Annotated in this window: 25 protein-coding genes; 12 read left to right on the top strand and 13 right to left on the bottom strand. The window is 67.4% G+C overall.

Annotation, left to right across the window (positions count from 1 at the left end; translation table 11 throughout):
• Window positions 1–61 precede the first annotated feature (61 nt).
• Window positions 62–1,900: a DNA helicase RecQ gene (gene recQ / locus C8D03_RS08725; protein WP_108045909.1), complete on the top strand. Its 1,839-nt coding sequence runs from the start codon at window positions 62–64 to the stop codon at window positions 1,898–1,900.
• Window positions 1,901–2,019: 119 nt separating this feature from the next.
• On the top strand, window positions 2,020–4,458 hold the full coding sequence (gene gyrB, locus C8D03_RS08720) for a DNA topoisomerase (ATP-hydrolyzing) subunit B (protein ID WP_108045908.1): 2,439 nt from the start codon (window positions 2,020–2,022) through the stop codon (window positions 4,456–4,458).
• Window positions 4,459–4,491: 33 nt separating this feature from the next.
• Here gyrB and C8D03_RS08715 read toward each other — a convergent pair whose 3' ends face one another.
• Both C8D03_RS08715 and C8D03_RS08710 read right to left on the bottom strand, forming a co-directional pair.
• Window positions 4,492–6,840 (bottom strand): methyl-accepting chemotaxis protein, encoded by a 2,349-nt coding sequence (locus C8D03_RS08715; protein ID WP_146170115.1) that lies wholly within the window; start codon window positions 6,838–6,840, stop codon window positions 4,492–4,494.
• A gap of 162 nt (window positions 6,841–7,002) precedes the next feature.
• Entirely contained in the window at window positions 7,003–7,935 is a 933-nt protein-coding gene (locus tag C8D03_RS08710) for a glutaminase (protein ID WP_108045906.1), read from the bottom strand.
• Between the two features lie 154 nt (window positions 7,936–8,089).
• On the opposite strand from C8D03_RS08710, the gene C8D03_RS08705 reads away from it, so the two are divergent.
• Window positions 8,090–8,617 carry a hypothetical protein gene (locus C8D03_RS08705; protein ID WP_108045905.1) on the top strand — a complete coding sequence of 176 codons (528 nt, stop codon included), beginning with the start codon at window positions 8,090–8,092 and terminating at the stop codon, window positions 8,615–8,617.
• A gap of 56 nt (window positions 8,618–8,673) precedes the next feature.
• Here the strand turns inward: C8D03_RS08705 and C8D03_RS08700 are convergent, their stop codons facing one another.
• From C8D03_RS08700 to C8D03_RS08690, 3 genes are all read right to left on the bottom strand, one after another.
• Window positions 8,674–9,873 carry a GGDEF domain-containing protein gene (locus C8D03_RS08700; protein ID WP_108045904.1) on the bottom strand — a complete coding sequence of 400 codons (1,200 nt, stop codon included), beginning with the start codon at window positions 9,871–9,873 and terminating at the stop codon, window positions 8,674–8,676.
• 159 nt (window positions 9,874–10,032) lie between these two features.
• A complete protein-coding gene (locus tag C8D03_RS08695; RefSeq protein ID WP_108045903.1) occupies window positions 10,033–10,827 on the bottom strand; it encodes a class I SAM-dependent methyltransferase in 795 nt (264 codons plus the stop codon).
• 168 nt (window positions 10,828–10,995) lie between these two features.
• Entirely contained in the window at window positions 10,996–11,751 is a 756-nt protein-coding gene (locus C8D03_RS08690) for a Crp/Fnr family transcriptional regulator (protein ID WP_108045902.1), read from the bottom strand.
• A 231-nt stretch (window positions 11,752–11,982) separates the two neighbouring features.
• Here C8D03_RS08690 and C8D03_RS08685 point away from each other — a divergent pair, with 231 nt between their 5' ends.
• The 3 genes from C8D03_RS08685 to C8D03_RS08675 all read left to right on the top strand — a co-directional run bounded on the left by C8D03_RS08685 (window position 11,983) and on the right by C8D03_RS08675 (window position 15,277).
• The gene (locus C8D03_RS08685; RefSeq protein ID WP_108045901.1) at window positions 11,983–13,791 is read left to right on the top strand and encodes an ABC transporter ATP-binding protein/permease; all 1,809 of its coding nucleotides are present in this window, start codon (window positions 11,983–11,985) and stop codon (window positions 13,789–13,791) included.
• 133 nt (window positions 13,792–13,924) lie between these two features.
• Complete coding sequence (locus C8D03_RS08680) at window positions 13,925–14,203, top strand: hypothetical protein (protein WP_108045900.1); 279 nt, start codon at window positions 13,925–13,927, stop codon at window positions 14,201–14,203.
• A 195-nt stretch (window positions 14,204–14,398) separates the two neighbouring features.
• Window positions 14,399–15,277: a transglutaminase family protein gene (locus C8D03_RS08675; protein ID WP_108045899.1), complete on the top strand. Its 879-nt coding sequence runs from the start codon at window positions 14,399–14,401 to the stop codon at window positions 15,275–15,277.
• Window positions 15,278–15,305: 28 nt separating this feature from the next.
• On the opposite strand, the gene C8D03_RS08670 is transcribed toward C8D03_RS08675, so the two are convergent.
• Genes C8D03_RS08670 through C8D03_RS08660 form a run of 3 tightly spaced genes read right to left on the bottom strand, consistent with a single transcriptional unit; the run spans window position 15,306 to window position 17,726 of the window.
• Window positions 15,306–16,955 carry a histidine kinase dimerization/phosphoacceptor domain -containing protein gene (locus C8D03_RS08670; protein ID WP_108045898.1) on the bottom strand — a complete coding sequence of 550 codons (1,650 nt, stop codon included), beginning with the start codon at window positions 16,953–16,955 and terminating at the stop codon, window positions 15,306–15,308.
• Entirely contained in the window at window positions 16,955–17,515 is a 561-nt protein-coding gene (locus tag C8D03_RS08665) for a sigma-70 family RNA polymerase sigma factor (RefSeq protein ID WP_108045897.1), read from the bottom strand. The genes C8D03_RS08670 and C8D03_RS08665 overlap by 1 nt, the downstream gene beginning before the upstream one ends.
• On the bottom strand, window positions 17,502–17,726 hold the full coding sequence (locus C8D03_RS08660; protein WP_248308403.1) for a NepR family anti-sigma factor: 225 nt from the start codon (window positions 17,724–17,726) through the stop codon (window positions 17,502–17,504). Before C8D03_RS08660 ends, C8D03_RS08665 begins: the two co-directional genes overlap by 14 nt.
• A gap of 214 nt (window positions 17,727–17,940) precedes the next feature.
• Between C8D03_RS08660 and C8D03_RS08655 the strand changes: the two genes are divergently transcribed.
• The 3 genes from C8D03_RS08655 (at window position 17,941) to C8D03_RS08650 (ending at window position 19,883) form a co-directional block, all read left to right on the top strand.
• On the top strand, window positions 17,941–18,741 hold the full coding sequence (locus tag C8D03_RS08655; protein WP_108045896.1) for a response regulator: 801 nt from the start codon (window positions 17,941–17,943) through the stop codon (window positions 18,739–18,741).
• 184 nt (window positions 18,742–18,925) lie between these two features.
• A complete protein-coding gene (locus tag C8D03_RS26410) occupies window positions 18,926–19,084 on the top strand; it encodes a hypothetical protein (RefSeq protein ID WP_210203910.1) in 159 nt (52 codons plus the stop codon).
• A 115-nt stretch (window positions 19,085–19,199) separates the two neighbouring features.
• Window positions 19,200–19,883, top strand: a complete 684-nt coding sequence (locus C8D03_RS08650; RefSeq protein WP_108045895.1) for an extensin-like domain-containing protein — start codon at window positions 19,200–19,202, stop codon at window positions 19,881–19,883.
• Window positions 19,884–19,949: 66 nt separating this feature from the next.
• Here the strand turns inward: C8D03_RS08650 and C8D03_RS08645 are convergent, their stop codons facing one another.
• Complete coding sequence (locus C8D03_RS08645) at window positions 19,950–20,183, bottom strand: hypothetical protein (RefSeq protein WP_146170114.1); 234 nt, start codon at window positions 20,181–20,183, stop codon at window positions 19,950–19,952.
• 123 nt (window positions 20,184–20,306) lie between these two features.
• On the opposite strand from C8D03_RS08645, the gene C8D03_RS08640 reads away from it, so the two are divergent.
• Together C8D03_RS08640 and C8D03_RS08635 are read left to right on the top strand one after the other, a co-directional pair.
• Window positions 20,307–20,810, top strand: coding sequence for a DUF992 domain-containing protein (locus tag C8D03_RS08640; protein WP_108045893.1), 504 nt, complete (start codon window positions 20,307–20,309; stop codon window positions 20,808–20,810).
• Window positions 20,811–20,986: 176 nt separating this feature from the next.
• Complete coding sequence (locus C8D03_RS08635) at window positions 20,987–21,355, top strand: response regulator (RefSeq protein WP_108045892.1); 369 nt, start codon at window positions 20,987–20,989, stop codon at window positions 21,353–21,355.
• Between the two features lie 115 nt (window positions 21,356–21,470).
• Here the strand turns inward: C8D03_RS08635 and C8D03_RS08630 are convergent, their stop codons facing one another.
• The 3 genes from C8D03_RS08630 to C8D03_RS08620 form a co-directional block, all read right to left on the bottom strand.
• Window positions 21,471–22,343 (bottom strand): VOC family protein, encoded by an 873-nt coding sequence (locus tag C8D03_RS08630; RefSeq protein WP_108051401.1) that lies wholly within the window; start codon window positions 22,341–22,343, stop codon window positions 21,471–21,473.
• Between the two features lie 119 nt (window positions 22,344–22,462).
• Window positions 22,463–23,704, bottom strand: coding sequence for an NAD(P)/FAD-dependent oxidoreductase (locus C8D03_RS08625; RefSeq protein WP_108045891.1), 1,242 nt, complete (start codon window positions 23,702–23,704; stop codon window positions 22,463–22,465).
• Between the two features lie 15 nt (window positions 23,705–23,719).
• Window positions 23,720–24,769: a YihY/virulence factor BrkB family protein gene (locus C8D03_RS08620; protein ID WP_108045890.1), complete on the bottom strand. Its 1,050-nt coding sequence runs from the start codon at window positions 24,767–24,769 to the stop codon at window positions 23,720–23,722.
• A 199-nt stretch (window positions 24,770–24,968) separates the two neighbouring features.
• Between C8D03_RS08620 and C8D03_RS08615 the strand changes: the two genes are divergently transcribed.
• Window positions 24,969–25,691, top strand: coding sequence for an outer membrane protein (locus C8D03_RS08615; protein ID WP_108045889.1), 723 nt, complete (start codon window positions 24,969–24,971; stop codon window positions 25,689–25,691).
• Between the two features lie 7 nt (window positions 25,692–25,698).
• Here the strand turns inward: C8D03_RS08615 and recR are convergent, their stop codons facing one another.
• Window positions 25,699–26,304, bottom strand: coding sequence for a recombination mediator RecR (recR, locus tag C8D03_RS08610; RefSeq protein WP_108045888.1), 606 nt, complete (start codon window positions 26,302–26,304; stop codon window positions 25,699–25,701).
• Between the last annotated feature and the right edge of the window lie 47 nt (window positions 26,305–26,351).

The following is a 26,351-nucleotide window of genomic DNA, read 5'->3' as shown; positions in this document are numbered from 1 at the left end:
CCGCACTGGCGGAACGGCTTGGGACTGGCAATCCGCGCCGGCCTCGGGCACATGCTTTGCCATGCCGCAATCTCGCGAATCAGACGCCCGCGCGATCCTCAAATCCGTCTTCGGCTATGATGATTTCCGGCCGGGCCAGTGGGAGGTGATCGAGGCCGCGCTGGCTGGCCGCGATGTTTTCGCCGTGATGCCGACGGGCTCCGGCAAGTCGATGTGCTACCAGCTTCCGGCGCTGGTCGCGGGCGGGCTCACCCTCGTCGTTTCACCGCTGATCGCGCTGATGCGGGACCAGGTCGGACAACTGACCCGGGCTGGCGTCGCGGCCGCCTCGCTCAATTCGATGAACAGCGAGATCGAGGCCGCCGAGGCCTGGGACAAGCTCAACGCCGGGGCCCTGAGCCTGCTCTTCGTCTCGCCGGAACGTCTTGCCGGCGAGGGGCTGGTCAACAGGCTGCGACGCCTCGGCGTCACCCGGCTCGCCATCGACGAGGCCCATTGCGTCTCGCAATGGGGCCATGATTTCCGTCCCGAATACCGCCTGCTCGCCAAGACGCGGGAGGCGCTGGGCGGTGTGCCGGTGACGGCGCTGACCGCAACCGCCGATCGCCAGACGCGGGACGACATCGCCCAGCAGCTTTTCCCGAAGCCGCCGCATCTGGTGGTGCATTCCTTCGACCGGCCGAACCTCAAGCTCGCCTTCGCGCCCAAGGACCAGCCGCGCCGGCAGATCGACGAATTCCTGCGGCGGCATCGCGGCGGATCGGGGATCGTCTACTGCTCCTCGCGCAGCCGTACCGAGAAGCTGTCCGAGGGCCTGCGCGAGAAGGGCTGGAATGCGCTCGCCTACCATGCCGGCATGGAGCAGGGCCTGCGCAACCGCAACCAGGACATCTTTCTGCAGGAGGACGGCGTCGTCGTCTGCGCCACCATCGCCTTCGGCATGGGCATCAACAAGCCCGATGTCCGCTTCGTCGTCCATGCCGATATGCCCGGTTCGATCGAGAGCTATTACCAGGAGATCGGCCGCGCCGGCCGCGACGGCTTGAGCGCCGATACGCTGACGCTCTACGGCATCGACGACATGTCGCTGCGCCGCCGCCAGATCGACGAGAAGGCGATCGACGACGAGCGCCGCCGCATCGAGCACAAGCGCCTCGACGCCATGATCGACCTGTGCGAGTCGGCCCTTTGCCGCCGTTCGGCGCTGCTCGCCTATTTCGGCGAGGAGACGCAGAGCTGCCGGCACGGACATGCGCCGATCCGCTGCGATCTTTGTGGTGCGGAGGCGCCTGAACTCAGCGACGCGACGCTCGATGCGCGCAAGCTGCTCTCGGCCGTGGCGCGTTCGGGGCAGCGCTTCGGTGCCGCCCATCTCGCCGACATCCTGACCGGCACCACGACCGAGGCCATCCGCCGCCAGAACCATGATGGGCTGAAGACCTTCGGCGTCGGCCAGGACAAGCCCAAGAGCGCCTGGACGGCCCTGACCCGCAAGCTCTTCGCTTCCGGCGCTCTGGCCGAGGCCAGCCTCGAGCATGGCGGCTTCTGCCTGACCGCGAAGGGCGAGGACATCCTGTTCGGCCGCGAGTCGATCGCGCTCAGGGCCGATCCCTTCGCCGAGCGCAGGACGCGCCGCGACAGCCGGGAGACCGCCCGGGCCGATGGGCTCGACGAAGGCACGGCCGGGCTGTTCGAGCATCTGCGCCAGTTGCGCCTGTCGCTCGCTCGCGAGGAGGGCGTCGCCGCCTACATCATCTTCACCGACCGCACGCTGATCGCGATGGCCCGCGCGCGGCCTGCCGGGCTGGAGCAGATGCGCGCTATCGAAGGTGTCGGCGAGCGCAAGCTCACGCAATATGGCGAGGCCTTCCTGGAGGCGATCGCGGCGTTTCCGGGCTGATTTCGTCGCCCTACGCGCACGCACGCGTAGGCGCGTGAAAAAGCCGTCTTCACCCCCTATATTCGTGATACGAATCAAGACGATCGCGGGTGCCCGCGCGCCCGCCGAAGGACCACGACATGAACGAAGCTGCCCGCGACCTTGAAGACGCCGCCTATGGCGCCGATTCCATCAAGGTTCTCAAAGGCCTGGATGCGGTGCGCAAGCGCCCCGGCATGTATATCGGCGACACCGATGACGGCTCCGGCCTGCACCACATGGTCTATGAGGTTGTCGACAACGCGATCGACGAGGCGCTGGCCGGCCATGCCGACCTCGTCACCGTGACGCTGAATGCCGAGGGCTCGGTCACCGTCACCGACAATGGCCGCGGTATCCCCACCAATATCCACAGCGAGGAAGGCATCTCGGCGGCCGAGGTCATCATGACCCAGCTCCATGCCGGCGGTAAGTTCGACCAGAACTCGTACAAGGTCTCCGGCGGCCTGCACGGCGTCGGTGTCTCGGTGGTCAACGCGCTCTCGGTCTCGCTGAAGCTCAGGATCTGGCGCGGCGGCAACGAGCATTTCATGGAGTTCCGCCATGGCGATGCGGTCGCGCCGCTCGCCGTCGTCGGCCCGGCCGGCGACAAGCGTGGCACGGAGGTGACCTTCACCCCGAGCCAGGAAACCTTCACGATGATCGAGTTCGACTACAAGACGCTCGAACATCGCCTGCGCGAGCTCGCCTTCCTCAATTCCGGCGTTCGCATCGTCCTGACCGACGCCCGTCGTGCCGAGGTCGTGCGCGAGGAGCTGATGTATGAAGGCGGCGTCGAGGCCTTCGTGCGCTATCTCGACCGCGCCAAGACGCCGGTCATCAGCCAGCCGGTCATGCTGTCCAACGAAAAGGATGGCATCACCGTCGACGTCGCGCTCTGGTGGAACGACTCATACCACGAGAACGTGCTCTGCTTCACCAACAACATCCCGCAGCGCGACGGCGGCACCCATCTTGCCGGCTTCCGCGCCGCGCTGACCCGCCAGGTCACGGGCTACGCCGAAAGCTCGGGCATCTCGAAGAAGGAGAAGGTCTCGCTCACCGGCGATGATTGCCGCGAGGGTCTGACCGCCATCGTCTCGGTCAAGGTGCCGGACCCGAAATTCTCTTCGCAGACCAAGGACAAGCTGGTCTCCTCGGAGGTCCGTCCCGTCGTCGAGAACGTCGTCAACCAGGCGCTCTCGACCTGGCTCGAGGAACATCCCAACGAAGCCAGGACCATCGTCGGCAAGGTGGCGGAAGCCGCCGCCGCGCGCGAGGCCGCCCGCAAGGCACGCGATCTCACCCGGCGCAAGGGCGCGCTCGATATCGCCTCGCTGCCGGGCAAGCTCGCCGACTGTCAGGAGAGAGATCCGGCCAAGTCCGAGCTCTTCATCGTCGAGGGCGACTCGGCCGGCGGCTCCGCCAAGCAGGGTCGTGCCCGCGAATATCAGGCGGTCCTGCCCCTGCGCGGAAAGATCCTGAACGTCGAGCGCGCGCGCTTCGACAAGATGCTCTCCTCCGAGCAGGTCGGCACGCTGATCACGGCGCTCGGCGCCGGTATCGGCCGCGAGGAGTTCAACATCGAGAAGCTGCGCTACCACAAGATCATCATCATGACCGACGCGGACGTGGACGGTTCCCACATTCGCACCCTGCTGCTGACCTTCTTCTACCGGCAGATGCCGGAGGTGATCGAGCGCGGCCATCTCTTCATCGCCCAGCCGCCGCTCTACAAGGCGGCGCGCGGCAAGAGCCACGTCTATCTCAAGGACGAGCGCGCGCTGGAGGACTATCTCGTCGAGACGGCGCTCGACGGCGCCGTCTTCAAGACGAGCGCCGGCGACACGCCCAGCTTTGTCGAGCGCGGCGGCTCCGATCTGCGCGGCCTGATCGAGGAGGCGCGCGGCATCCGTCACACGCTATCGCAGCTCCATTCGCGCTATGACCGGCGCGTCGTCGAGCAGATGGCGATCGCCGGCGCGCTGAATCCCGTCTCCGAGGAGAACGAGGCGCAGGCCAACGAGGCCGCGGCCAAGGTCGCCAGGCGCCTCGATGCGATCTCGGACGAACTCGAGCGCGGCTGGGAGGGCAAGGTCGGCGAGGGTGGCTTCCTGTTCTCGCGCATGGTGCGCGGCGTGAAGCAGGTCGCGGCGATCGATGCCGGGCTGCTCGCCAGCGCCGAGGCCCGCAAGCTCGATGCCGCGGCGGTGTCGCTGCAGGAGGCCTATTCGAAGCCCGGCGTGCTCAGCCGCAAAGGCGACGACCACGCCGTCAACGGCCCGACCGGCCTGTTCGATGCCGTCACCGCCATCGGCAAGAAGGGCGTCTCGCTGCAGCGCTACAAAGGTCTGGGCGAGATGAACCCCGACCAGCTCTGGGAGACCACGCTCGATCGCGACGTCCGCTCGCTGCTCAGGGTCAAGAACGACCAGAACGACGAGGCCGACGATCTCTTCGTCAAGCTGATGGGCGACGTCGTCGAGCCCCGGCGCGAATTCATCCAGAGCAACGCGCTGAACGCCACCGTCGATACCTGACGCCGGGACCGGCGTCAGGTCGCGTCCGTCCGGTCACGCCGCGCGGCGAGTGCTGGCGTGCTGCGGGTAGCTGCGCGCCGAATTCGCCTCGTCCGGCCCTGTCCTGAAGGCTGCGACGAGGTCGTTGAGCTGTCCGATGCGTCCCGAGAGCGAGCCGGCGGATGCGGCGCTCTGTTCGGCGAGGGCTGCGTTCTGCTGGGTCATCTCGTCGAGATGGGCGACGGCCTGGCTCATCTCGTCGATGCCGTTGGCCTGTTCGCCGGAGGCGGCCGAGATGTCGGCGATGGTGGCGGCGACCTTCTGCGAGTGGCTGAGGATCTGGCTGAGCTGGTCGCCGGCCTGGCGCACCAGCTTGACGCCCTCGCCGACCTCCATGTTGGACGACGAGATCAGGCCGGAGATGTCCTTGGCGGCGGCGCTGGAGCGCTGCGCCAGGGTGCGCACCTCCGAGGCGACGACGGCGAAGCCCTTGCCGGCATCGCCGGCCCGGGCTGCCTCGACGGCGGCGTTCAGCGCCAGCAGATTGGTCTGGAAGGCGATGTCGTCGATCACCCGGATGATGTCGGAGATCTTCTGCGAGGCGGTCTCGATGCGGGCCATGGCGTCGACCGCCTGGCCGGCGATGGCGCCACCCGACTGGGCCGCCTGCATCGCATCATTGGCGATCGCGGCGGCATCCCGCGAGGCCTGGGCCGAGGCCTTGACCGAGGCTGCGAGCTCCTCGGTGGTGGCGGCGGTCTCCTCCAGCGAGGAGGCCTGCTCCTCGGTGCGCTTCGACAGATCGTCGGCGCCCATGTTGATCTCGCGCGCCGCCAGCCCGACATCGGCCGAGGTCACCTGGATCGTGCGCACCGTCGAGGACAGGCGGTCCACCGTCTCGTTGATCGCGCCCTTGAGTTCGGCGAACTTGCCGCGATAGGCCGCATCGACCCGCACCGTCAGGTCGCCGCCCGCCACGGCCGACAGCGTCCGCGCGAACTCGCTCGTCGCCGAATCAACAACCGCGTTGATCTCGTTGATGCCGGCGACGAGATCGCCCAGCGCGCCGCCGACATCGCCGACAGCCGCCTGGCCGGAGAAGTCACCGTTCTGGGCGGCGGCCACGATCGCAGCCACCTCGCCGAGCAGTTTCTGCACATTGGCGGCCTGCTCGCTGTCGGCGAGCATTGACAGTTCGCGGTCGCGTCGGCTCGCCTCGAGCGCCAACGCATTCTCGCGATAGCTTTCGAGGGCTCCGCTCAGCGCACCGATTTCATCCGGCGAGGCGGGCTTCGGGATCGGCTGGGAGAAATCGCCGGCCTGCATCACATCGAGCGCCGACTTCAGGGCGACGACCGGGCGGGCGATGCGGCGCTGGACGCCGCGCCAGCTCAGCACGCAGACCGCCAGCAGAGCAGCCAGCAGCGTGCCGATGATGGAAAGCTGGATCCAGGCCTGGCTGAGCTGCGCCTGGGTCGCTGCCGCCATGTCGTCGAGCGACTGCTCGACGGCGGCGACGATCGCGGCGAAAGGCCCGTTGCACTGCCTCGTCCAGTCCTCGGGCGAGATCACCGGCCCGGTGCCGGCGCCGAGGCGGCCGATCAGGTCGTCCATGAAGCGGTTGGCGGCCTGGACCTCATTCGATGCCAAGCCGACCTTGCGCACGAGATCGGCGCCGACGCCCGGCCGCGCGCTGAGCTGCTGCAACTGGGCGAGGCCCGCATTCGAGGCACCGCGCAGCTCACCCATCGCCCGCCACTGGGCGGGTTCGAGCGCCTTGCCCGAGCCGAGCGCGGGGCGCAGCACCGAGCATTGGGTTCCGTAGCTGGAGCGCACGCGCCAGCCAGCCGCCTTGAAGGCCTGCAGATCCGCGAGCACGGGATCGGCGAGCCTGACGGCATTGGACGTGGCGTCCGATGCCTTGACCAGCGCGCCCTCGATCTCGCCGACGCCATTATACCAGGGCATCGTCGCCGCGAGGCTGCGCTGAGCCTTCGGCTTGGCGGCCTCCGCGTGAATGTCGGCCAGCTTGGCCTCCGTCGCCTTCTCCTGCCGGATGATCGCGTCGACGAGGCTCCTGCGATCGGCCAGGTCGGTCGCCTTCAGCCGTGTCACCGCATTGGCCAGCTCCGTCCGGCTCACCTGCTCGATCTTCTGGATCACCGGCTTCGGGTCGTCGGCGGCCTGGATTGCAGTCTGGGCCTGCCCGCGATTGCTCCGGATCAGGTTGCCGGCCAGCAGCAGCGCGCGGTCGGCCTCGACGAGATCGGTCAGGCGCATGTTGGTGCGGACATCGCCCAGCGATTGGCCCGCCATATAGGTCAAGGCTCCGACGCCTGGAATGCAGAGGCACGCCATGGTCGCGACGAGGTAGTTCTTGATCGAGGCGGGGAAGAGCTGCACGGGCACCATCCAGGTCGAAAGTGGCGTTCGATCGCGACACTTTGGATGCTGCGACGTTGCCGGAAATCCTGACCGGGAGCTTGCCCGTCGATGATTAAGATTTTCCCCCTGTCCTGCACGAAGCGGTAACCCTACCGAGGGGTTCGGGGTTGCCGCGGCCCGTCAGTCGACGCCGAACACCGACCATCCCGTCGCTTCGGCGACCCGTTCCAGCGCCAGCGTCCCGAGCTTCGAGTTGCCGCTGGCGTTCAGGCCGGGCGACCAGACCGCGATCGAGGCCTCGCCGGGCGCGATCGCCAGGATGCCGCCGCCGACGCCGGATTTGCCCGGCAGCCCGACCCGGAAGGCGAAGTCGCCCGAGGCGTCGTAATGACCGCAGGTCAGCATCAGAGCGTTGATCCGGCGCGCCCGCCGCGGCGGCACGACGCGGGCGCCGCCGGGGCAGAGCAGGCCGCCATGCATCAGGAAGCGCCCGGCCATGGCGAGCTGCCGGCAGCTCATCGCGATGGCACATTGATGGAAATAGACGCCGAGCGTCCGCTCCGGCGTCTGTCGGATATTGCCGAAGGCCTTCATGTAGTTGGCGAGCGCGATGTTGCGGAAGCCCGTCGCCTGCTCGGCGCGCGCAACGACCTCGTCGATGGCGATGCTGTCATCATCGGCGAGATAGCGCACGAAACGCAAAAGCTCGCCGATCGCCACGCGCGGTTCGTGCCCCGCGAGATTGACGTCGGCGACGACGAGCGCACCGGCGTTGATGAAGGGATTGCGCGGGATGCCCTGCTCGCGTTCGAGCTGGACGATCGAATTGAACGGCGTGCCCGAAGGCTCGCGCCCGACACGGGTCCACAACGCCTCGCCGACCTTGCCGAGCGCCTGCGTCAGCGCGAAGACCTTCGAGATGCTCTGGATCGAGAAGGGTTCGAGTGCGTCGCCCGCCATATGGACGGCGCCGTCGGCCGTCACGACGCAGATGCCGAAATGGCGCAGATCGACCGCCGCCAGCGGCGGAATATAGGTCGCGACCTCGCCGCGCTCGGGCAGCGTCGCCATCTCGTCTGCGATGTCGCGGACGAGCCGCGCAATGTCCGGCACGCCTGCTCACCTCCGGCCGCGCGAGTGCGAACCAAGCCCGAGCGCCTCGCGGAGGTCAAGCACGGCTGTCCAAAAGGCGTTGCATCGCGTCGAAACCTGCCTTGATCTGCCCCTGCCCTGATCTGAGGCAGCCTCGCCGGAAGGAGAAGACGCCATGCGTGCAACCCTGAGCTTTGTCGGCCTGGCCGCGGCGCTGCTGCTGGCCGGCCCGGCCTGCGCCCGCCCGCTCGAAGGCGAGCTGCCGCCGAAACGCGCGGCCTGCTGGGAGCGCCGCTATGATTCAGCCCATCTGGCGGCCCATCCGCGCCAGAAGGTCAGCCGCATCCGGCTCGTGCATCTGCCCGATGACGGGAAAGCCGAGCCCTCGCGCGGCTTCTTCGTCGTGCTCTACATCAACCTGCGCCAGCGCACTCAGGCCCGCGCGGGCTACGACTACCACATCAGCGGCTTCTGCAAGCCGCGCGGCACGGGCGTCCATTGCGTCCCGGAATGGGAGGCGGGAAGCTGGCGCATCGAACGCGGCCCGGATGGTGCACTCGATATCCGCAACGGCGGCATCGTCGCCAATCCAAATCCCTATGATGCCGAGGAGATCGCCGATAACGCGGTCGCGATTCCGGCCAGACCCGATGATGGCCTCTGGCGGCTCGGGCGGGCAGCCGATGCCTGCGTGATCGAATAGGTGGCCTGGCGCATCGTTCCGATGATCTCGGACCTGATGATCCCCGGCCCCGTGATTCAGTGCAACTGAGGCACGGCCGGCGGTGGGCTGCGCCGGAGGGACGAGCCATCGACGGCACTGGGCGCGATGACGCAGCGCGACTTTCCCGTCGACTTTGCCTGATAGAGCGCCTTGTCGGCCGTGCTCATCAGGCTCTCCATGTCGACGCCGTGCTCCGGCGCCAGCGCGATTCCGACCGAGGCGCCGATATTGACCGCGAAGCGGTCGTCGAGCTCATAGGGTTGCGAGATGTCGCGGATCAGGCGTTCGCCGAAGCGCTTCAACTGCGCGCTGCCGACCTGGTTCGACAGCACGACGAACTCGTCGCCGCCGATCCGGGCCGCGAGATCGCCAGCGCGCACCAGCCGGCGCAGTCGCTCCGAGACGAGCTGCAGCAGCCTGTCGCCCGCCATGTGGCCATGCGTGTCGTTGACCGCCTTGAAGCCGTCGAGGTCGAGATAGATGAAGGCGAGGGTCTTCCCCCCCGCCGCCCGTGCCAGGTTGGCATCGAGCGCCTTGGTCAGGCCCGCCCGGTTCGACAGCCCGGTCAGCATGTCGTGTCTCGCCTGGAACTCGTGCTCGCGCTCCGCCTGCATCGTCGAGACCAGCATGGCGTTCAGCCGGTATCCGGCCTTGCTCATGCTGTAGAGATAGAACGGGATCTGAAAGAAGACGATCAGCATCATCGGCTCGCCGAGGAAGGGCGCCGCGAAGCAGCACGGGCCGAGCGTCAGGAAGATCATCAGGCCGGCCATGCGCGGCGCGCCGAAATTGCGGAAGCAGATGCCGCCGACCATGGCCGCGGCCGAGAGGCAGGCCAGCGTCGCGGCAACCCAGTCGCCGCTGGACAGGCTGATGAAGGTGCCGAAGCCGACACCCGCCGCCCAGGCGACCCCGAGCAGCAGATAGAGGTCGGTCGGGGTCGGTTCCTGCCGGGCGGCGCGGCGCTGCGCGATCAGCAGGACCACGAGCCGCATCGCGCAGCACAGCGTCTCGAAGAGGCACCACGCCAAGAAAGGCGGCGTTGGAATTCGCATGGCGATCAGGAACGACACCGCGACGGTGTTGATCACGCCGCCGGCGAAGATCGGCAGCGTCCCGTAGAGCCCGCCGACGAGGGCGACCCTGATCTCGGTCGGGACATCGGGGCCGGCATCCGCCAGCCAGCGGGTGAGGCGCCATCGCGGCAGGCTGAAACGCGGCGTCTCGCCTGTCATGCGCCTGCCAATGCCCCGCTTTTTCGCCGCGGCCCGAATGCCGCCGCCCCCGCTCGGCGCTATTAGCGCCGAAGGGTTACGATTGGGTTGGCACCGGAGGCGGGATTTAAGCGGATGGCCGGTCGCGAGGCGCGGCCTCGCGCCGCAGGCGAACCGCCATCAGCCCGCCTGGCGATAGACCCAGACGCGCGCAGGGGGGATGTTCCGGAGGACCCAGTCCGAGACGAAGCTTTTCAGGCCAGAGCCCTTGCGCGGAACCGGCGAGACCACCGAATAGGTGAACTGGATCAGCGGCGCGCCCTCGATCAGCAGGGTGAAGGCGTCCTTCGCCAGCGCGCTGCGCATCGCCGGCGGTTGGTTGAACAGCGGCAGGCTGGAGACGACGGCGATCGCCTTGCCCTGCAGATGCCCGGCCAGCGTGGTCGACAGCGTATAGGCGTCGCCCTCGACGATCGTGGCGCGCGGGAAGCGCTGGCGCAGAAGCTTGCAGAATTCGGGGCTGTATTCGACCAGCACCAGTCGGTCCTCGCTGATGCCGCGCTCGATCAGCGCCTCGGTGACAGGCCCGGTTCCAGGCCCGATCTCGATCACGGGCCCGGGCAGCGTCGGATCGACGAAGGACGCCATGCGCCGTGCCAGCGCCGGGCTCGACGGCGTGACCGAGCCGGTCCGCAGCGGGTTGTCGATCCAGGATTTGATGAAGCGCGCCTCGTCGCCGAGTTTCGTCCGGGCTTCGCTGACTCGCGTGCGCAACTTCTCGGTCTTGTTGCGGACCTCGTCCTGCACCTTGTAGCGCACGGTCGCGACCTTCAGCCGGGCTTCGGCGACGCTGTCGACGAGATCGGCGGCCGTGACACGCACCTCGTCCTCGATGCGCGCGGCGACGCGGGACTGCCCGAGACGGGCCGCCAGCGATTGCCCCTGCGAGGGTCGGCGATGGGACGTGAGTGACATGATACCTCTGACGTCGCCCGGACAGGCGCGACCGTGACGTTCCGCGAACGTTACCTGGGCGTCATATGGGGTCAAGAGTGCCCCCGAGCCAAGCCCTTATCCGTTCGCGTCCCGATACGGCCGAATCCCGATCCGTTACTCGCTAGACGCGGCAGGCGGCCAATGGTTTCAGATCAGCGGCCTCGGCGCCACTTCCCGCTCGTAGAGCAGCGCCATCCGCGAGGTCAGTCGGGGGTTGAGCAGGGTCAGCCGCCCGTCCGCCATGGCGAACAGGCCGGCCTTGCGCAGACGCGACCAGGTCTTGCTGGTGTGGACCAGCGAGAGGCCGAGCGCGTCGGCGAGCTGCTGCTGGGAGAGCGGGAAGCGGAAGCTGTGATCGGTGACGAGCCCGAGGGCCTCGGCCCGTCGGTGCAGGGAGATGACCAGCGCCGCGATGCGCTCGCCTGCGTTGCGCTGGCCGACCGAGGTCAGGTTCTGGTCGATCAGGCTTTCCTCGCGCGAGCCGAGCCAGGCGACCTCATAGGCCAGGCTGGGCATGTGCACGAACAGATCCCAGACGCGCTTGCGGGGAAAGACGCAGAGTTCGACATCGGTGAGCGCCTCGATGCCATGCTGGGCGGCGCTGAGCAGCGAGGCCTGCAATCCGACCAGATCGCCCGGCAACAGGAAGTTCAGGATTTGCCGGCGCCCGTCGGGCAGGAGCTGGTAGCGGAAGGCCCAGCCGGAGAACAGCGTGTAGAGCTCGGCATCCTCCTGTCCGGGATGGATGATGTCGGCCCCGGCCGCCAGATGACGATGCTCGACCTTCATCGACTGGATGAAGCGAACCTCCTCGTCGGCCTTGTCCTTGAAGGCCGGCTTCAGGCGCAGCGGACATGCCAGGCAGGGTACGCCATTCCGGCCGTTATGGGCGATATCCGTCATCGTCTCTCAATGGGCCGAACCCGGAGCCTGGGCGGGCCTCGCGTTGCAGGTCGGTCGATAGCAATTCGGTCGATAGCAGCTAACTCAATAGCAGTTCCTCTCATTTGACCATTGTGCAAAGCAACATTCCGTCTGGTTCCCGGGAACTGTCGCTGCGGCCAAACGTTTTTCGATGAGCCGCTCCCGCAGGAACGGCAAATACGCGCGCACTGCTCCGGAGACACAAGCCCTATGACTGAAAAACCGCGCGTCGCCGGGCGTTCGCGCATGCGCCGGTTCTTTGCAGCGGCTCTGCCCTTCTGGAAAGGGCAGACGAAGGTTCGCGCCTGGGGGCTGACGCTCGTCGTCCTCGCCTTCGTCGCGGCGCAGATTGCGACCGCCGTTGGGGTCAACACCTGGAACCGGCTGTTTTTCGACGCGCTCGAAAAGCGCGACACCGCAGCTGCCTGGAGCGCGGCGGCGTGGTTGCCTTTGCTGATCGCCGCCTCGGCGCTGAGCCTGTCGGCCCTGGTGATCAGCCGCATGCTGCTGCAGATGCGCTGGCGGGAGTATCTGACGCGCCGGCTCGCGGGCTGGTGGATTGCCGACCAACGCTATTATCGGCTGCAATTCGTCGCCCAGGAGCAGGCGGCACCTGAATATCGCATCGCCGAGGATGTCCGCCTCGCCATCGAGCCCCTGGTCGAGTTCGCGATCGGCCTGATCAGTGCGGCGGTCACGGCCGCGACCTTCGCCGCGATCCTCTGGCATGTCGCTGGTTCCGCTCGCTTCATGCTGGCCGGCGTCGAGATCGTGGTCCCGAGCTATATGGCGCTTGCCGCCATCGGCTACGCGCTCGTCGCCTCGCTCGCGGCCTATCTGACGGGGCGCCCGCTGGTCGCCCGGATCGCGGCCAAGAATGAGGCCGAGGCGCAGTTCCGGGCCGAGATGACACGGCTGCGCGAGAATGCCGAGAGCATCGCGCTGATCCGCGGCGATGCCGACGAGCGCGGCTCGGTCGGCGAGAACTACGGTAGGGTGGTCGCGGCCTGGCTGCGGGTGATCCGGCAGCAGGGCGTCATCGCGCTGGTGCTCAACACCAATGGCGCGCTCTTCCCGATCGTGCCGCTGCTGCTGATTGCCCCGAAATACCTCGCCGGCGATATCTCGCTGGGGGCGGTGATGCAGGTGGTGGCGGCGTTCAGCGCCGTGCAGGCGGCGCTAATCTGGTTTGTCGACAACTTCGTCCGCCTTGCCGAATGGTTCGCCTCGGTGACCCGCGTCGACGAATTGCAGGAGGCCCTCGAAGGGCTAGACATCGGCACGATCATGGAGGGCGAGAGCCATATCGCGGTCGAGGAGAGCGACGATGGCGCCATCCATATCGACGGCCTCTCGATCGCGCACAGCAATGGCCGCATCGTCATCGCCGATGCCAATGTGGTGATCGAGCTCGGCGAGAAGGTCCTGATCGTCGGCGAGAGCGGCACCGGCAAGAGCACACTGATCCGCGCGCTCGCCGGCCTCTGGCCGTGGGGCTCGGGCTCGATCGCGCTGCCGCGCGGCAAGTCGCTCGCCTTCGTGCCGCAGAAACCCTATCTGCCGATGGGCAATCTGCGCACCGTTCTGCTGTATCCGGAGGCCGAGAAGCCGGTGCCGGACGAGATCGTCATCGCTGCCCTCAAGCGCTGTGGCCTGGCCTATCTCGCCAAGCGCCTCGACGATGAGGACAAGTGGGACCGCATCCTGTCCGGCGGCGAGCGCCAGCGCGTTGCCTTCGCGCGTCTCGTCATCCGGCGGCCCGACATCATCATCATGGACGAGGCGACCTCGGCCCTCGACGAGGACAGCCAGACCGCGCTGCTCGGCCTGTTCGAGGCCGAACTCGCCGATGCGACTGTGATCAGCGTCGGCCACCGTCCCGGTCTCGAGGAGTTCCACGACCGCAAGATCACGCTGGAGAAGCGGCTCGCCGGTGCGCAGTTGACCTCGCGCCGGCTCGGCAAATCGCTCTGGCGCCTGTTCAAGACCCGCAAGGCCGCCAATGACGAGGCCGCGTGAGGCCGGTGCGCTCGCGCCGATGTGATCGGCCAGTCCCGTCTTGCCGCTGCGAGATGGGAACCCGCCGCGCCTCCTCGCGTTAACTCACCGGAAGCCGGTCGTTCTTGCCCGGCCACGGCGTCGGGAGAGACAGATGTTGAACAACAGCCTTGCCCCCATCAAGCGCGCCGGCCTCTTCTTCGGTTTCATGGGCGCCGCGGTGTTCGCGCTGACCCTCGGCTCGGGTTTGCAGGAGACCAACGCCGACAGTTCGGCCGCCGTCGCGCAGGCCAAGATCGAGCGGCAGGTGCCGACCGACACGCGCGTCGCGTCGGTCGATCCTTCGCAGCGTTCGGTCGGCGTGACCAAGCGCGCCATCGGTGGCTCGCAGCAGGCGATGCTGTCACGTGCGGATGGCGCGGTTACGCGCTGAGAAGGCGAGTGGCGCGGTTACACGCTGAGAAATCCGACGGGTACGCAGAAGACGCGGAACTTTCAGGCTCGTCGCGCATTGATCGGGCGGTGCAACCCTCGCGCCGCACTCAAGAGCCGCCTTCGGGCGGCTTGTTTTTTGGCCACGCCCCTTGCTGATGGAGGCGAGGGTCGATCCGACACCCGGGGATAACCCATGTATCTGCGCATCCGGCATTCCACGACCTACCGCTACGGCGGGCCGGTGGCGTTCGGGCCGCATCGCCTGATGCTGCGCCCCCGCGACAGCTTCGATCTGCGTGTCGTCGATACGGCGCTCTCGATCTCGCCGCAGGCACGGCTGCGCTGGATGCACGATGCCTATGGCAACTCCGTCGCCATCGCGAATTTCGACGCCCCGGCCGACACGCTCGACATCGTCAGCGAACTCGTGTTGCAGCGCTTCGGGTCGGCCTTGCCGCGCACCGAGATCGAGCCGGCAGCCTCGGTGAGCGGCGTTGTCTACAGCGAGGGCGAGCGGGCCGTGCTGCAACCTTATCTCGATCTGGCCGCTGCCGATCCCGATGGTATGCTCGATCAGTGGCTGAGCGATTTCAGGGCCCGGATCGGGCAGGGCAGCGGTCATCTGCTGCGCGATCTCGCCCATGCGATCTATGGCGGGCTGAGTTACGCCCTGCGCTATGACGAAGGGACGCAGCATCCGGCCGATACGCTGCGCCAGCAGGCGGGCTCCTGCCGCGATTATGCCTGGCTGTTCATCGAACTCGCCCGCCGCATGGGTTTCGCGGCGCGTTTCGTCACGGGCTACATCCATGACCGGACGCCGGATGCCGCCGGGCTCGTTTCCACCGTGGGCCTGACCCATGCCTGGGCCGACGTCTTCATTCCGGGTGATGGCTGGGTCGAGTTCGATCCGACCAATGACCTCGTCGCCGACCGGCAACTCCTGCGGGTTGCCGTCGCGCGCGTGCCGGAGGATGCCTCGCCCGTTTCCGGCAGCTTCACCGGCCTGACCGGCTCGTTTCTCGGGCTCGGTGTCGGCGTCACGATCGAGATGGTCGAGGAGCTGGCCTGACAGGTTCCGCCGGCCGCGCGACTTTTCGTCAGGACCTGTGGCCGACCTGCCAGCTCCCGAGCCTGCGCCCTTCGGCCGGCCCGACCTGAACCGCTTCGATCTGCGCCACGAGGCCGGCAAAGAGCTTGGGCGGCTCGCTCGGCGCGATATCGCGATCCGCCTCCAGCGCGACTTCGAGCGTGGTGTCATCGACATCGCGGACGATGATCGTGATGCCGACCTCGGGGTTGCTGCGCAGCACCCGTGACGCCACGTCCACGACCAGGAAGCCGAGCGGAATGATCCGGTCGACGGACAGGGTCGCCGCGGTTTCGAGTCGGCTCGAGACGTCCTGGCCGCGGCGGCGGATCAGGTTGGCGATCATCGTCACCACGTCCTCGATGAAGAGGTCGACGCGCACGGGCTGCATCTCGCCATCGGCCAGGGTGAAGCGATAGGCCGCCGAGAGCACATGGACCCGGCATTCGGCATCGGCCAGCGCCAGTCGCGCCTCCTCGCGATAGTCGCGCTTGGTCAGGCCGATATAGCTCTGCACGACCTGCAGGCTGTTCTTCACCCGGTGATGCAGCTCGCGCACCAGGAAGCGGTTGTCGTCGAGCGCGGTCTGGAGCCGCCGCTGGCGCACCTCCTGCTCGTCGACCATCGTATTGAAGGCCTCCGCGACGCTGCGGATGTCGCTTGGCATGTCCTCGGCGATGACCGCCCTTGCGTTCGGCTGGGTCGATCTTGCCCGCGCCGCGGCCTCGATGCCGCGCAGCCAGTGCACGCAGTGCCGGTCGATCGCACGCAGATAGACCATGCAGAGCAGCAACAAGGTCAGCAGCGGCGCCACCAGCAGTGCCAGGAACTGCATCCGCGCCGCCCGTTCGGGCGCATCGTCGAAGCTCGCGATCACGTAGAAATCAGGGGCGGTGACCAGTCGCGCGGCATAGGTGCGCCAGCTTCCGGCGCGGCTCTTCGCCTCCCAGCGCCGCGCATCCTCGGGAACGACCTCCTGCGCGGGGAGCCAGGACGTGTCGGTCTCGGCAGCGCCGTGATGCGTCGCGACGGCATGGCCCTGCGCGATCAGGGCGACATTCATGCTGCCGCCATTGTCCCCCAGTTCGAAGACCTGGTCGAGCAGGTCCGGATCGACCAGCAGCAGACCTTCCTGCAGCAGGCCGTCGGCGGTCGCCTGGATATGGACGGCGAGATGGTCGCGCCCGCCCAGTTGGATATGATCGTAGCGTGCGCCAGCCAAGCCGGAGCCGAGTTTCACGATGGACCGTGGCAAAGTCGCGAGCCTAGCCGATACGGCGGCCAGATCCGCTTCGGAAATCTCGCTGTCCAGCGAGGCCGAGCACACCCTGCCGTCCGGAAGAACGACATGGAAGGCGCGATATCCCGGAATGCGACCCAGCATGTCGCGCGCCGCGGTTTGGCAGCCAGGCCCGCTCAGGCCCGTGCTTGCGATCAGGGATCCGGCCGCCATCAGCGCGCGCTGCGCGCCGCGGTTCCAGACACGGGTCCGAACGGCAAAGTCATCCGCCGTCCGCGCCTGCGCGATCTCGATCGCCGCGACCACCGTCTGATAGGTCGTCACCGCCGCCACGGCCGTCAGCCCGGCGATCGGAAGCGCGATCGCCACGAGCAGCGCGAGCAGGCGGCCTCGAACTGTGCGGAAGCGCGCGAGCTTCATCAGGGCCCGACGATTTCAGAACCGACCCTTTGCATCGCGGCCGCGCTTTTGCGGTCCGGCCCGAGATCGTCGAGGCTGCCGATCGAGAGCAGTTCGGCGAGCTTCGTGCGAGCCCGGTTGACCCGGCTCTTGATCGTACCGATAGCGACGCCGCAGATTTCGGCTGTCTCCTCATAGGAAAGGCCGGTCGCCCCGACCATGATCAGCACCTCGCGCTGTTCCTCCGGCAGCTTCGCCAGAGCCTTGCGGAAGTCGGCCAGGTCGAGATGGCTTTCCTGATTGCCATGCGTCGCCATGCGCTCGGCATAGGTGCCTTCGCTGTCCTGCACCTCGCGCCCGCGCTTGCGGTAGAGCGAGTAATAGGTGTTGCGCAGGATGGTGAAGAGCCAGGCACGCAGGCTCGTGCCCGGCTCGAACTTCTCCGAGTTGCCCCAAGCCTTCAGCAGGGTGTCCTGCACGAGGTCGTCGGCCAGCTGCATGGAGCCCGAAAGCGAGGCCGCGAAGGCGCGCAGGTTCGGGATCTCCTTGATGAGGCCATCCTTGAAATCAGTTGAACTCATCGGTCGACGCTCCGGCAGCGCGGTGTTCGGTTGCCTCGAGCTGCGCCAGCAGCACCAGAAACTTGTCCGGTACCGGCGCATTGACGATGTCGTCGTAATGCGCCTTCAGCGAGCGGCCGATCGATTCCTGGACTTTGGGATCGAGGCTCAGCTCGCTGTCCTGATCCCCGCCGTCATCGGGAGCGGCTGTCCCTGAATCCATCTTGCTCATGTCAGCCCTCGCGCAAAATCCAGGCCTGCTTTTCCAGCAGGTCCCGGCTTACTTCCATTCCGGCCGGATCGCCTTTCGTTGGGCGATACCGACACTCGTACTCCCGTTCAACAGCCTTTTCGGCAAAAGGTTCCGGGCGGAATGAAAAATAAAACGCTTGTCAGAAAGCCGCGTCCGGTGCTCATTTCCGGCACATTTCTAAGAGGACGCATCCATGTCGATTGCCAAGGAAATTGCGCCGCATCTGCCCTATCTGCGCCGATTCGCACGCGCCTTGACGGGGACACAGAACAGCGGCGATGCCTATGTTGTTGCGATGCTCGAGGCACTGGTGCTCGATCCCGGCGCCTTCCCGCGAGACTTGAATCCCCGCATCGGGCTTTACCGGACGTTCCTGAAGCTCTGGTCTTCGGTTGGGCTCAATACGATGGAGTCGGGTGCCGCCGTCTCACTGAACCGCTCGCCGGCCGAGCGCAATCTCGAGGCGCTGACCCCGCGCCCGCGTCAAGCCTTCCTGCTTCGCACCGTCGAGGGCTTCTCGATCGACGAGGTCGCCGCGATCATGGAAGTGTCTCCGGCGGAGACGGCCGGCCTCATCCAGACGGCGGGCCAGGAGATCGCCGAGCAGGTCGCGACGGATGTGCTGATCATCGAGGACGAGCCGATCATCGCCCTCGACATCGAGACGATGGTCGAGGAGCTCGGCCATACTGTGACCGGCGTCGCCCGGACCCAGCGCGAGGCGATCGCGCTGGTCGCCAAGAAGCGTCCTGGTCTCGTGCTGGCCGATATCCAGCTCGCCGATGGCAGCTCCGGCCTCGATGCGGTCAACGAAATTCTCGCCACCATCGATGTGCCGGTGATCTTCATCACCGCCTATCCGGAGCGGTTGCTCACCGGCGACCGCCCGGAGCCGGCTTTCCTGATCACGAAGCCGTTCCAGCCCGAGGCCGTGAAGGCCGCGATCAGCCAGGCGCTGTTCTTCGACCGGCGCGCGGGCCGCAAGGCCGCCTGAACGCCGCTGGATCGGATGTCTTTTCCAGCCCGCGACGCGCTGTGTTGCGGGCCGTTTTCGTTCACGCCGGCCGCGGCTCCGATATGTCGCGCGGTCGTGGAACAAGGCGCCGGCATCGGCGTTCCATCGGCTGCTCGCAAAGAAAGTTCCGGCTCGTCATCTGGGGAGGTGTGGATCCATGGCCATGACTTGCATTGCAGCCTTGATCGCGGCCGCCTCGATCGGAGCGGCGCTGTTCAGCGGAGCTGTGCCGCAGGGCGCGTTGACCTCCGAGCTTCTGTCGCTTGCTTTGGCGGGTGTCACGGCGGTCGCCGTGGCCAGCGCTTCGGCGCTTGATAGCTGATCTTTCAGGGAAGCGAGCCCGGGCAGGCCGCCGCCGCGCATCGGCGGTCGGTCTGCTCGGGCTCCTCCTCCTTCTCCCGTCGGTCGGATCGGCTCAATCACAGGCGCCGCCGACGATGCCGCCCCGCCGCCCGGCGGATTTGCCGGCCGCACCTGTGCCGGTTCCCGACGCACCGAAGCCCGCCACTGGCGAGAACCAGGACGCGCCTGCCGGGTCAGGCGCGAGCCCGGCGTGTCTGGCTGCATTGATGGTGACCCATGGAACCGGCGTTCGCGCTGCCGAGACAGTGCCCGGCCAGGACGCAGCCTGCGCCGTCGTCGAGCCGGTGGTCGTCGAGGCGCTGACGCTGCGCACGGACGCGGAGCCGCGCCGGATCGCTTTCCAGCCACCCGTGACGCTGAGCTGCGCCATGGCGACAGTCGTCGCGCAATGGCTCGGGACCAGCGTCCAGCCTCTGGCGCGAGGGCATTTCACGCGGGAACTGACCGCCTTGAGGGTCGGCGGCGGTCACGAATGCCGGCGTCGCAACCGATCGTCGACCGGTGCGCTGAGCGAGCACGCCAATGGCCGCGCGCTCGATATTTTCGGCTTCGTGATCGGCGACGGCAAGGTGGATGGGACGGTCGTGGTCGAGAAGCCGGACGGGGCCTCCCAGCAGCGCTTTCTGGCGGGCGTGAGGCAGTCGGCCTGCGGCGCCTTCATGACCAGCCTCGGTCCCGGCTCCGATGCTGCCCACAGCAACCATTTGCATGTCGACATCCAGGAGCGCCGGATATCCGCGAGCCGGTTCTGTCAATGACGGGAAGGACAGGCCGGACGGGGCGAGTGCGCCTTGACCCGCAGGAAACCTGTCAGGACCGAAAACTCATCTGGACGACAGAAGCGCCCGCCGGTGACGCGGCAATGTGAGCTGGGAGATCACGTCGGGCATCGGCATGACGGGATGCTCGCATCGCCTGACCGACATCACCTTGAGGGCGACATCGCGATCGAAGCCGAGAGCGATCAGCTCTTCCAGCTCCCAGAACGGCGTTGGACTCCCGGTACGCGGGCCGGTGGCCAGCAGGGAGATGGGGAAAGCGGCCCGGTTCTGGCTCACGATCATCGGCCTTTGAATGCGGTGGTGACGCGTCAACGCGATAGACGTTAACTAGTTCCAGCTTGCGCGGAACTGTGGTGGCGTTGCGGCGTTGATGGACACCTTCATGTCAGGAGCTCCCAGATGATCGATCGGCATTACCGCCCAGTCCTTGCTGCTGTCGTCGCTGCAGCGGGGCTTCTGGTTTCAAGCGCTCCATCATTTTCGCAGTCCGGTCCCCCGACCGGGCGCCTCACCTGCAATGTCGGGGGCGGCATCGGGCTGGTCGTGACGTCCAAGCGTCCGATGAACTGCACCTTCACGCCCCGGCGCGGCCCCGCTCAGCGCTATGTCGGCGTTGTCCGCAATTTCGGGCTCGATCTCGGCACCATTCGCAGCAGCACGATGTCCTGGCGCGTCTACGGACCCTATGCCCGGGCGCCGCTTGGTGCGCTTTCGGGCCGCTATGCCGGCGCGACGGCCGGCGCCTCCGCCGGTGTCGGCGGCAGTGCAAACCTGCTGGTCGGCGGCAACAATGACGAGGTGACGTTGCAGCCGCTGTCGCTTCAGGGCTCCCGTGGCGTCAACGTCGCTCTGGGCGTCACCGGCTTCGATCTGACCCTCGCCCCGCCCGGACGCCGTCGCTGACGAGCCCGCCCGGGCGGGCTCTGGCTTACCGTTCGCTAACCTTGTTGCGGCAAATTGAATCGAATTTGACCAAGACAAAGGCTGGTCCCGGTATCGTCTCCGGAACATCGCCATCCCCATAACGTTGTCCCATCGATACGTTTTGGGTTCTAGAGTTGGAAAGGCAGCGGGAGTCGATGTCTGATATCCGCGTCCTGATCGTAGAAGACGACCCGTTCATCGCCATGGACATCGAGTCGGCGGTAGCGGAGCAGCTCGGCGCCTCGGCCGAACTGATCGTCGTCGAATCCGTCACCCAGGCTCGCCGCGCCTCCGCTGCGAAGCTCTCTTGTGCGCTTCTCGACATCGACGTCGTCGGCGGCAAGACCTTCGACGTCGCGGCGGATTTGCTGCAGAGCGGTACGCCCTTCGCCTTCGTCTCCGGTTCGACGCCGAGCGACGTTCCCGAGGCGCTGCGCACGGTGCGCTTCCTGCGCAAGCCGTTCTCGATCCGCGAGATCGCGAATTTCGTGTCCGACGCCGTCGCTACGCCCAGCAAGGCGTAACCGAACGGGCTGTCGCCGCGAGGCGGCAATCTGTCCCGGAGATCGGTCGCCGCCGACAAAGTCGACAAGCAAACGCCGCCGTTCGGTTCTGAACGGCGGCGTTGTCTTTTTTAGCCTATCGCCTTCCGAGAGTGAGGCGGTTGCCCCATGGATCGGCGATCGACGGGCCCTGGGCCGTCTCGCTGCCGCCCGCCGCCAGGATCCGGCTGCGCATCGCTTCGAAATCGGCCGCGCCGCGGGCGATCAGCGCGAAGGAGTCGAGCCCTGCCTCGCCGGGCTGGCGCGGACCCGCACCCCGGCTGTTCCAGATGTTCCCGGCGATATGGTGGTGGTAGCCGCCACTGGCGAGGAAGCTCGCACCTGGATAGCGCACCATCACATCGAAGCCGAGCGTGCCGGCATAGAAGCGCTCGGCCTCGGCCGTATCGCCGACGCAAAGATGGATATGGCCCATCCGGGTGCCGCTTGGCATGCCGGCATAGGAGCCCGGCCGCGCCTCGGCGAGAAGCGCATTCAGATCGAGCCGGTCGGTCGCCATCTTGATCGCGCCGTCGCGTCGCGGCCAGTCGGCACGCGGCCGGTCACGATAGATCTCGATGCCGTTGCCTTCCGGGTCGGACAGATAGAGCGCCTCGCTGACGAGATGGTCGGAAGCGCCTTCGAGCGGGACGCGTGTCTGCGCGGCATGGGCGACCCAGTCGGCGAGATCGGCCCGCGACGGCAGGAGGATCGCCAGATGGAACAGGCCGACGGGCGAACTCGGCCGCGTGCCGCCCTGCTGCAACCGCACCAGCACCTCGCCGTCGACGCCGAGCGTCGCGAACTCCGCGCCCTGTTCGATCACGCCCAGCCCGATGCCATCACGGTAGAACGCGGTCAGCCCGGCGAGATCATGCACGCGCAGGGTCACCGCGCCGATATGATAGGGTGCGTCGAGCGCCTCGAGTTTGACGGGCGTGGCGATTTTGCTGTCATCGACCGCGAGCATGGCAGTCTCCATCGGTTCGCGGCTCCTGGGCCGCACGCCGGATAGATGAGCCTGCTCGCCCGCCTTGTCTCCCCCATCGGCTGCAAGGCCACGATTGCAGCCTCGCAATCGTGCCATCTTCAGAGCCTGGTGGGTTCCGGCCGGTCGATGGCGAAATGGCTGAACCAGGGTGCGTCCGCGCCCGCGATCAGCGCGCCGATCAGGCGCGAGGCCAGGAAGCTGAAGGTGATGCCGTTTCCGCCATAGCCATAGGCTGCGAGCATGCGCGGCCGGCCGGGCACCCGCCCGATCAGCGGCAGCCCGTCGACCGTCTGCCCGAAGGCTCCCGACCAGGCGTGGCCGAGCGTGGGCTCGGCGCCGGGAACGAGGGCGCGGAGCTTGCCGAGCAGGGCCGCGGTCTTCGCGGCCGCCAGCGCCTCGCGCCGCTCCGGATCATCGGTCTCCTCGTCTTCGCCGCCGATGATGATGCGGCCATCCGTCGTGGTGCGGCAGTAGACGTAATCCTCCGATGCTTCCCAGACGAGAGCGGGCCCGGGCCAGAGCGCGGCGGGCGGTTGTGGCAGGGTGGCGAGCGCCCAGCTCGAAGCGACGCGGTGAAGCGCGCTGCCGACGCCGTCCGGCATGACATAGCCGGTGGCCAGAACGACATGGCCGGCCTCGATCGTGTGGCCGCCGGAGAGCTGCACGGCGGCGCTCGCCGCGGTCGCATCGAAGCTCACGACCTCGTCCCGGATCATCCGCGCGCCGCGTCCGGCCGCGACATGCAGGAGCGCATGGCACAGGCTGAGCGGATCGGCCTCGGCCGAACCGGGCGAGACGATGGCCGCCGCGCGGTCAAAGCCGAAAGCGCCGAGCAGGGCGGCATGGTCGAGCAGCGTCCCGGGCAGGCCGGCCTTCTGGCGCAGGATCGCTTCATCCAGCAATTCGCGCGGGCCGACTTCGCCTGCCGCGAGATAGACGGTGTCGCGCGCCAGGAACGCACAGCCCAGCTCCAGTTGTGCGATCCGGTCGCGCAGCCCCTCGACCGCCTTGAAGCTGCGGCGGTAAATATCGGCCGCCTTGTCGAAGCCATAGAGCGCCGCGAGACGGCGCAGCGGCAGGTCGATCTCCCATTGCAGCATCGCGGTGCTGGCGGCCGTGCTGCCGAAGCCCTCGCGCTCACGATCGACCACGACGACATCGTGGCCGAGCGCCGTCAGATGTTCTGCGGCGAGCGCGCCGGTGATGCCGCCTCCGACGATGACCACGTCGCAGCGGATGTCGGCGTCGAGCCCTGCGCTCGCCGGCCGCGGCGGCCCCGCAAGCCAGGGGCTGTGGCCGCTGCGCAGATCGTCCTGGCGCGTGTTCTCGGGGTTGAGCATGGCGGGGCGAGACTCCTATCCGGCGGCCGGGGGGCCGACCCGGTCTGCCATCGTGGCGCCGCGCATGCCGAGCGGTTTGGGCTGGCCGGTCGTGGTGTCGTGCGCGGTCTGGTGCTCGAGTTCGGCGTTGAGCTCCGCCCCGCCGAGCACGATCATGGCCGAGAGCCAGAGCCAGGTCATGAACACGACGACGGTGGCGAGAGAGCCATAGGTCGCGGTGTAGTTGCCGAGCGTGCCGACATACCAGGAGAAGGCCCAGGAGGCGGCGGCCCACAGGATCGCCGCCGCGACGGCGCCCGGCATCACCCAGACGAAACGCGCTCGCTTCCGGCTCGGTCCGATCCAGTACAGGCAGGCGATCGACAGCGTGGCGACGACGAGGAAGACAGGCCAGCGCACAAGGCTCAGCAGGCGCTCCAGCTCGAAGGCGAAGGGAAACAGCGCCGTTGCAACCGGCACGCTGGCGATCGCGGTCAGCGCCGCCACGAGCAGCATGACGCCGCTCAGCGTCGTGACGAGCGAGACGGCGTTCAGCCAAAGGAAGCTACGCTTCTCCTGCTCGCGATAGATGATGTTCAAGGCATCGAAGATCGCCTTGACGGCGGCGTTCGCCGACCAGACGGCGACCAGCAGACTGATGATGAAGGTCGGTGAGAGCGGCGAGGCCGGCAGCAGGGCCAGGCGCATAGCCTGCTCATGGATGAGGTCGCGGGCCGCCTGCGGAAAGACCGTCGTCACCGTATCGAGCTGCCCTGCGATCGTCGCCGGGTCGGTGAAGTAGCGATACAGCGTCACGAGCAGCGACAGGGCCGGAACCAGCGACAGCAGCGTGAAGAAGGCGACGGCGCCGGCGAGCGAACTCAGCCGGTTGTCGGCGACATTGCCGGCGAAACGCAGCAGCACATCCTTCCAGCCGAGCCAGGGCATCTGCAGTGGTGTGCGGGCCATGCGTCCCCGCGCCGCCTCGCGCTTGCGCCGCGACAGACGCGCCGTGATCGCCTCGGTGACATAGCCCAGCGCGACGCCAGCGCCTGCCGCACCCGTGATCCGTTTCAGGAAGGACATTCAGGACCGTCTCCACTGCCGCTCCAGCTTCGTCGCGGCAGCACCGCGAAGCAACAGCGTGTCGCCGCGAAGGTTCCAGGCGACGCCACCGATGGCCCGGGCTTAGCCGATCGTTAACCTTAATGCTTTCTGATCATGGCCATGTTCGCCGCCGCATGAGGCGCGCGCCGCCCCGTTTCGTTGACGAGTTGAGGCCGTGATGACGATGCATCGGAAAGCCGGTCTGGCTGGTGTTCTCACCCTGTGTGGCGGGCTTCTGTCGCTCGCCCCGGCCGGCGCAGCCGACATGCCCTCGTCCCGCCTGCCGCCGGCTCCGGCCCTGCCCGCCTTCTACTCCTGGACGGGCGTCTATCTCGGCGTGCAAGCGGGTTCTTCCTGGGGGCAGGAGCGCACAGCGCTTTCCGACACGCTCGGGCGCGCCTTCAACGGCGCCGCCTTCCGCCAGAGCTCCGATTCCGCGCTCGGTGGCGCGCATGCCGGCTTCAACTATCAGGCGGGCAGCATTGTTTTCGGCATCGAGGGCGACGTCGAGGCGCTCGATGTCGGCGAAACGCTCATCGCCCCGGGGATCGCGGCGCGAGTCCGGCGCGACTGGCAGGCCTCCGTGCGCGGCCGCGTCGGCTTCGCCCTGGACCGCTTCATGATCTACGCGACTGGCGGCGCCGCCTTCACCGACTTCGACTACCAGCTTCAGAACACCGCGACGGGGCTGGCCGAAAGCGCGGATCGCTCGAAAACCGGCTGGACAGCCGGCGCGGGCGTCAACTTCGCCTATACGGACAACCTGATCCTCGGCGTCGAATACCGCTACACTGATTTCGGCAAGTTGAACTACGCTGCGAGCGGCCCGCTGCTCGGGCTCGCCATCCGCCAGGAATCGACGACGCACGCGCTGCGCGCCAGCGTCGCCTACAAGTTCTGAGACTGCCTCAGAACCCGGTCCGCTGGCGGATCGCGGCGGCGAGCGTGCCGTCGTCGAGATAGTCCAGTTCGCCGCCGACCGGCACGCCATGGGCGAGCTTCGTCACCTTGAGCGGCAGATGCGCCAAGAGATCGGTGATGAAATGCGCCGTGGTCTGGCCATCCACCGTGGCGCTCAGCGCCAGGATGACCTCCTTCACGGCCGGGTTGGAGGCGCGCGCCACCAGCGCGTCGAAAGAAAGATGTTCCGGGCGGACTCCGTCGAGTGCGGACAAAACCCCGCCCAGCACATGGTAACGGCCGGGCACTGCGCCCGAACGCTCCAGCGCCCAGAGATCGGAGATGTCGGCGACGACGACGAGCAGCCCGTCGTCGCGGCGCGGGTCGCGGCAGAGCGAGCAGGGGTCGCTGGTATCGACATTACCGCAGGTCGAGCAGACGACGATGCGCTCCTTCGCCACCGCCATCGCCTCGGCCAGTGGCCCGAGCAGGGCCTCGCGCTTCTTGACGAGGTGCAGCGCCGCGCGCCGCGCCGAGCGGGGCCCGAGCCCCGGCAGCTTGGCCAAGAGCTGGATCAGCCGTTCGATCTCGGGGCCGGCGATGGCGCGGGACATGGGGCTACGCCGTCATTCCGGGGCGGCCGCAGGACGAACCCGGAACC

Origin of the sequence: Bosea sp. 124 (assembly GCF_003046175.1) — a bacterium.
GTDB lineage: Bacteria > Pseudomonadota > Alphaproteobacteria > Rhizobiales > Beijerinckiaceae > Allobosea.
The sequence above is the reverse complement of the archived record's forward strand: the minus strand, read 5'-3'. Positions and strand labels throughout refer to the sequence as shown.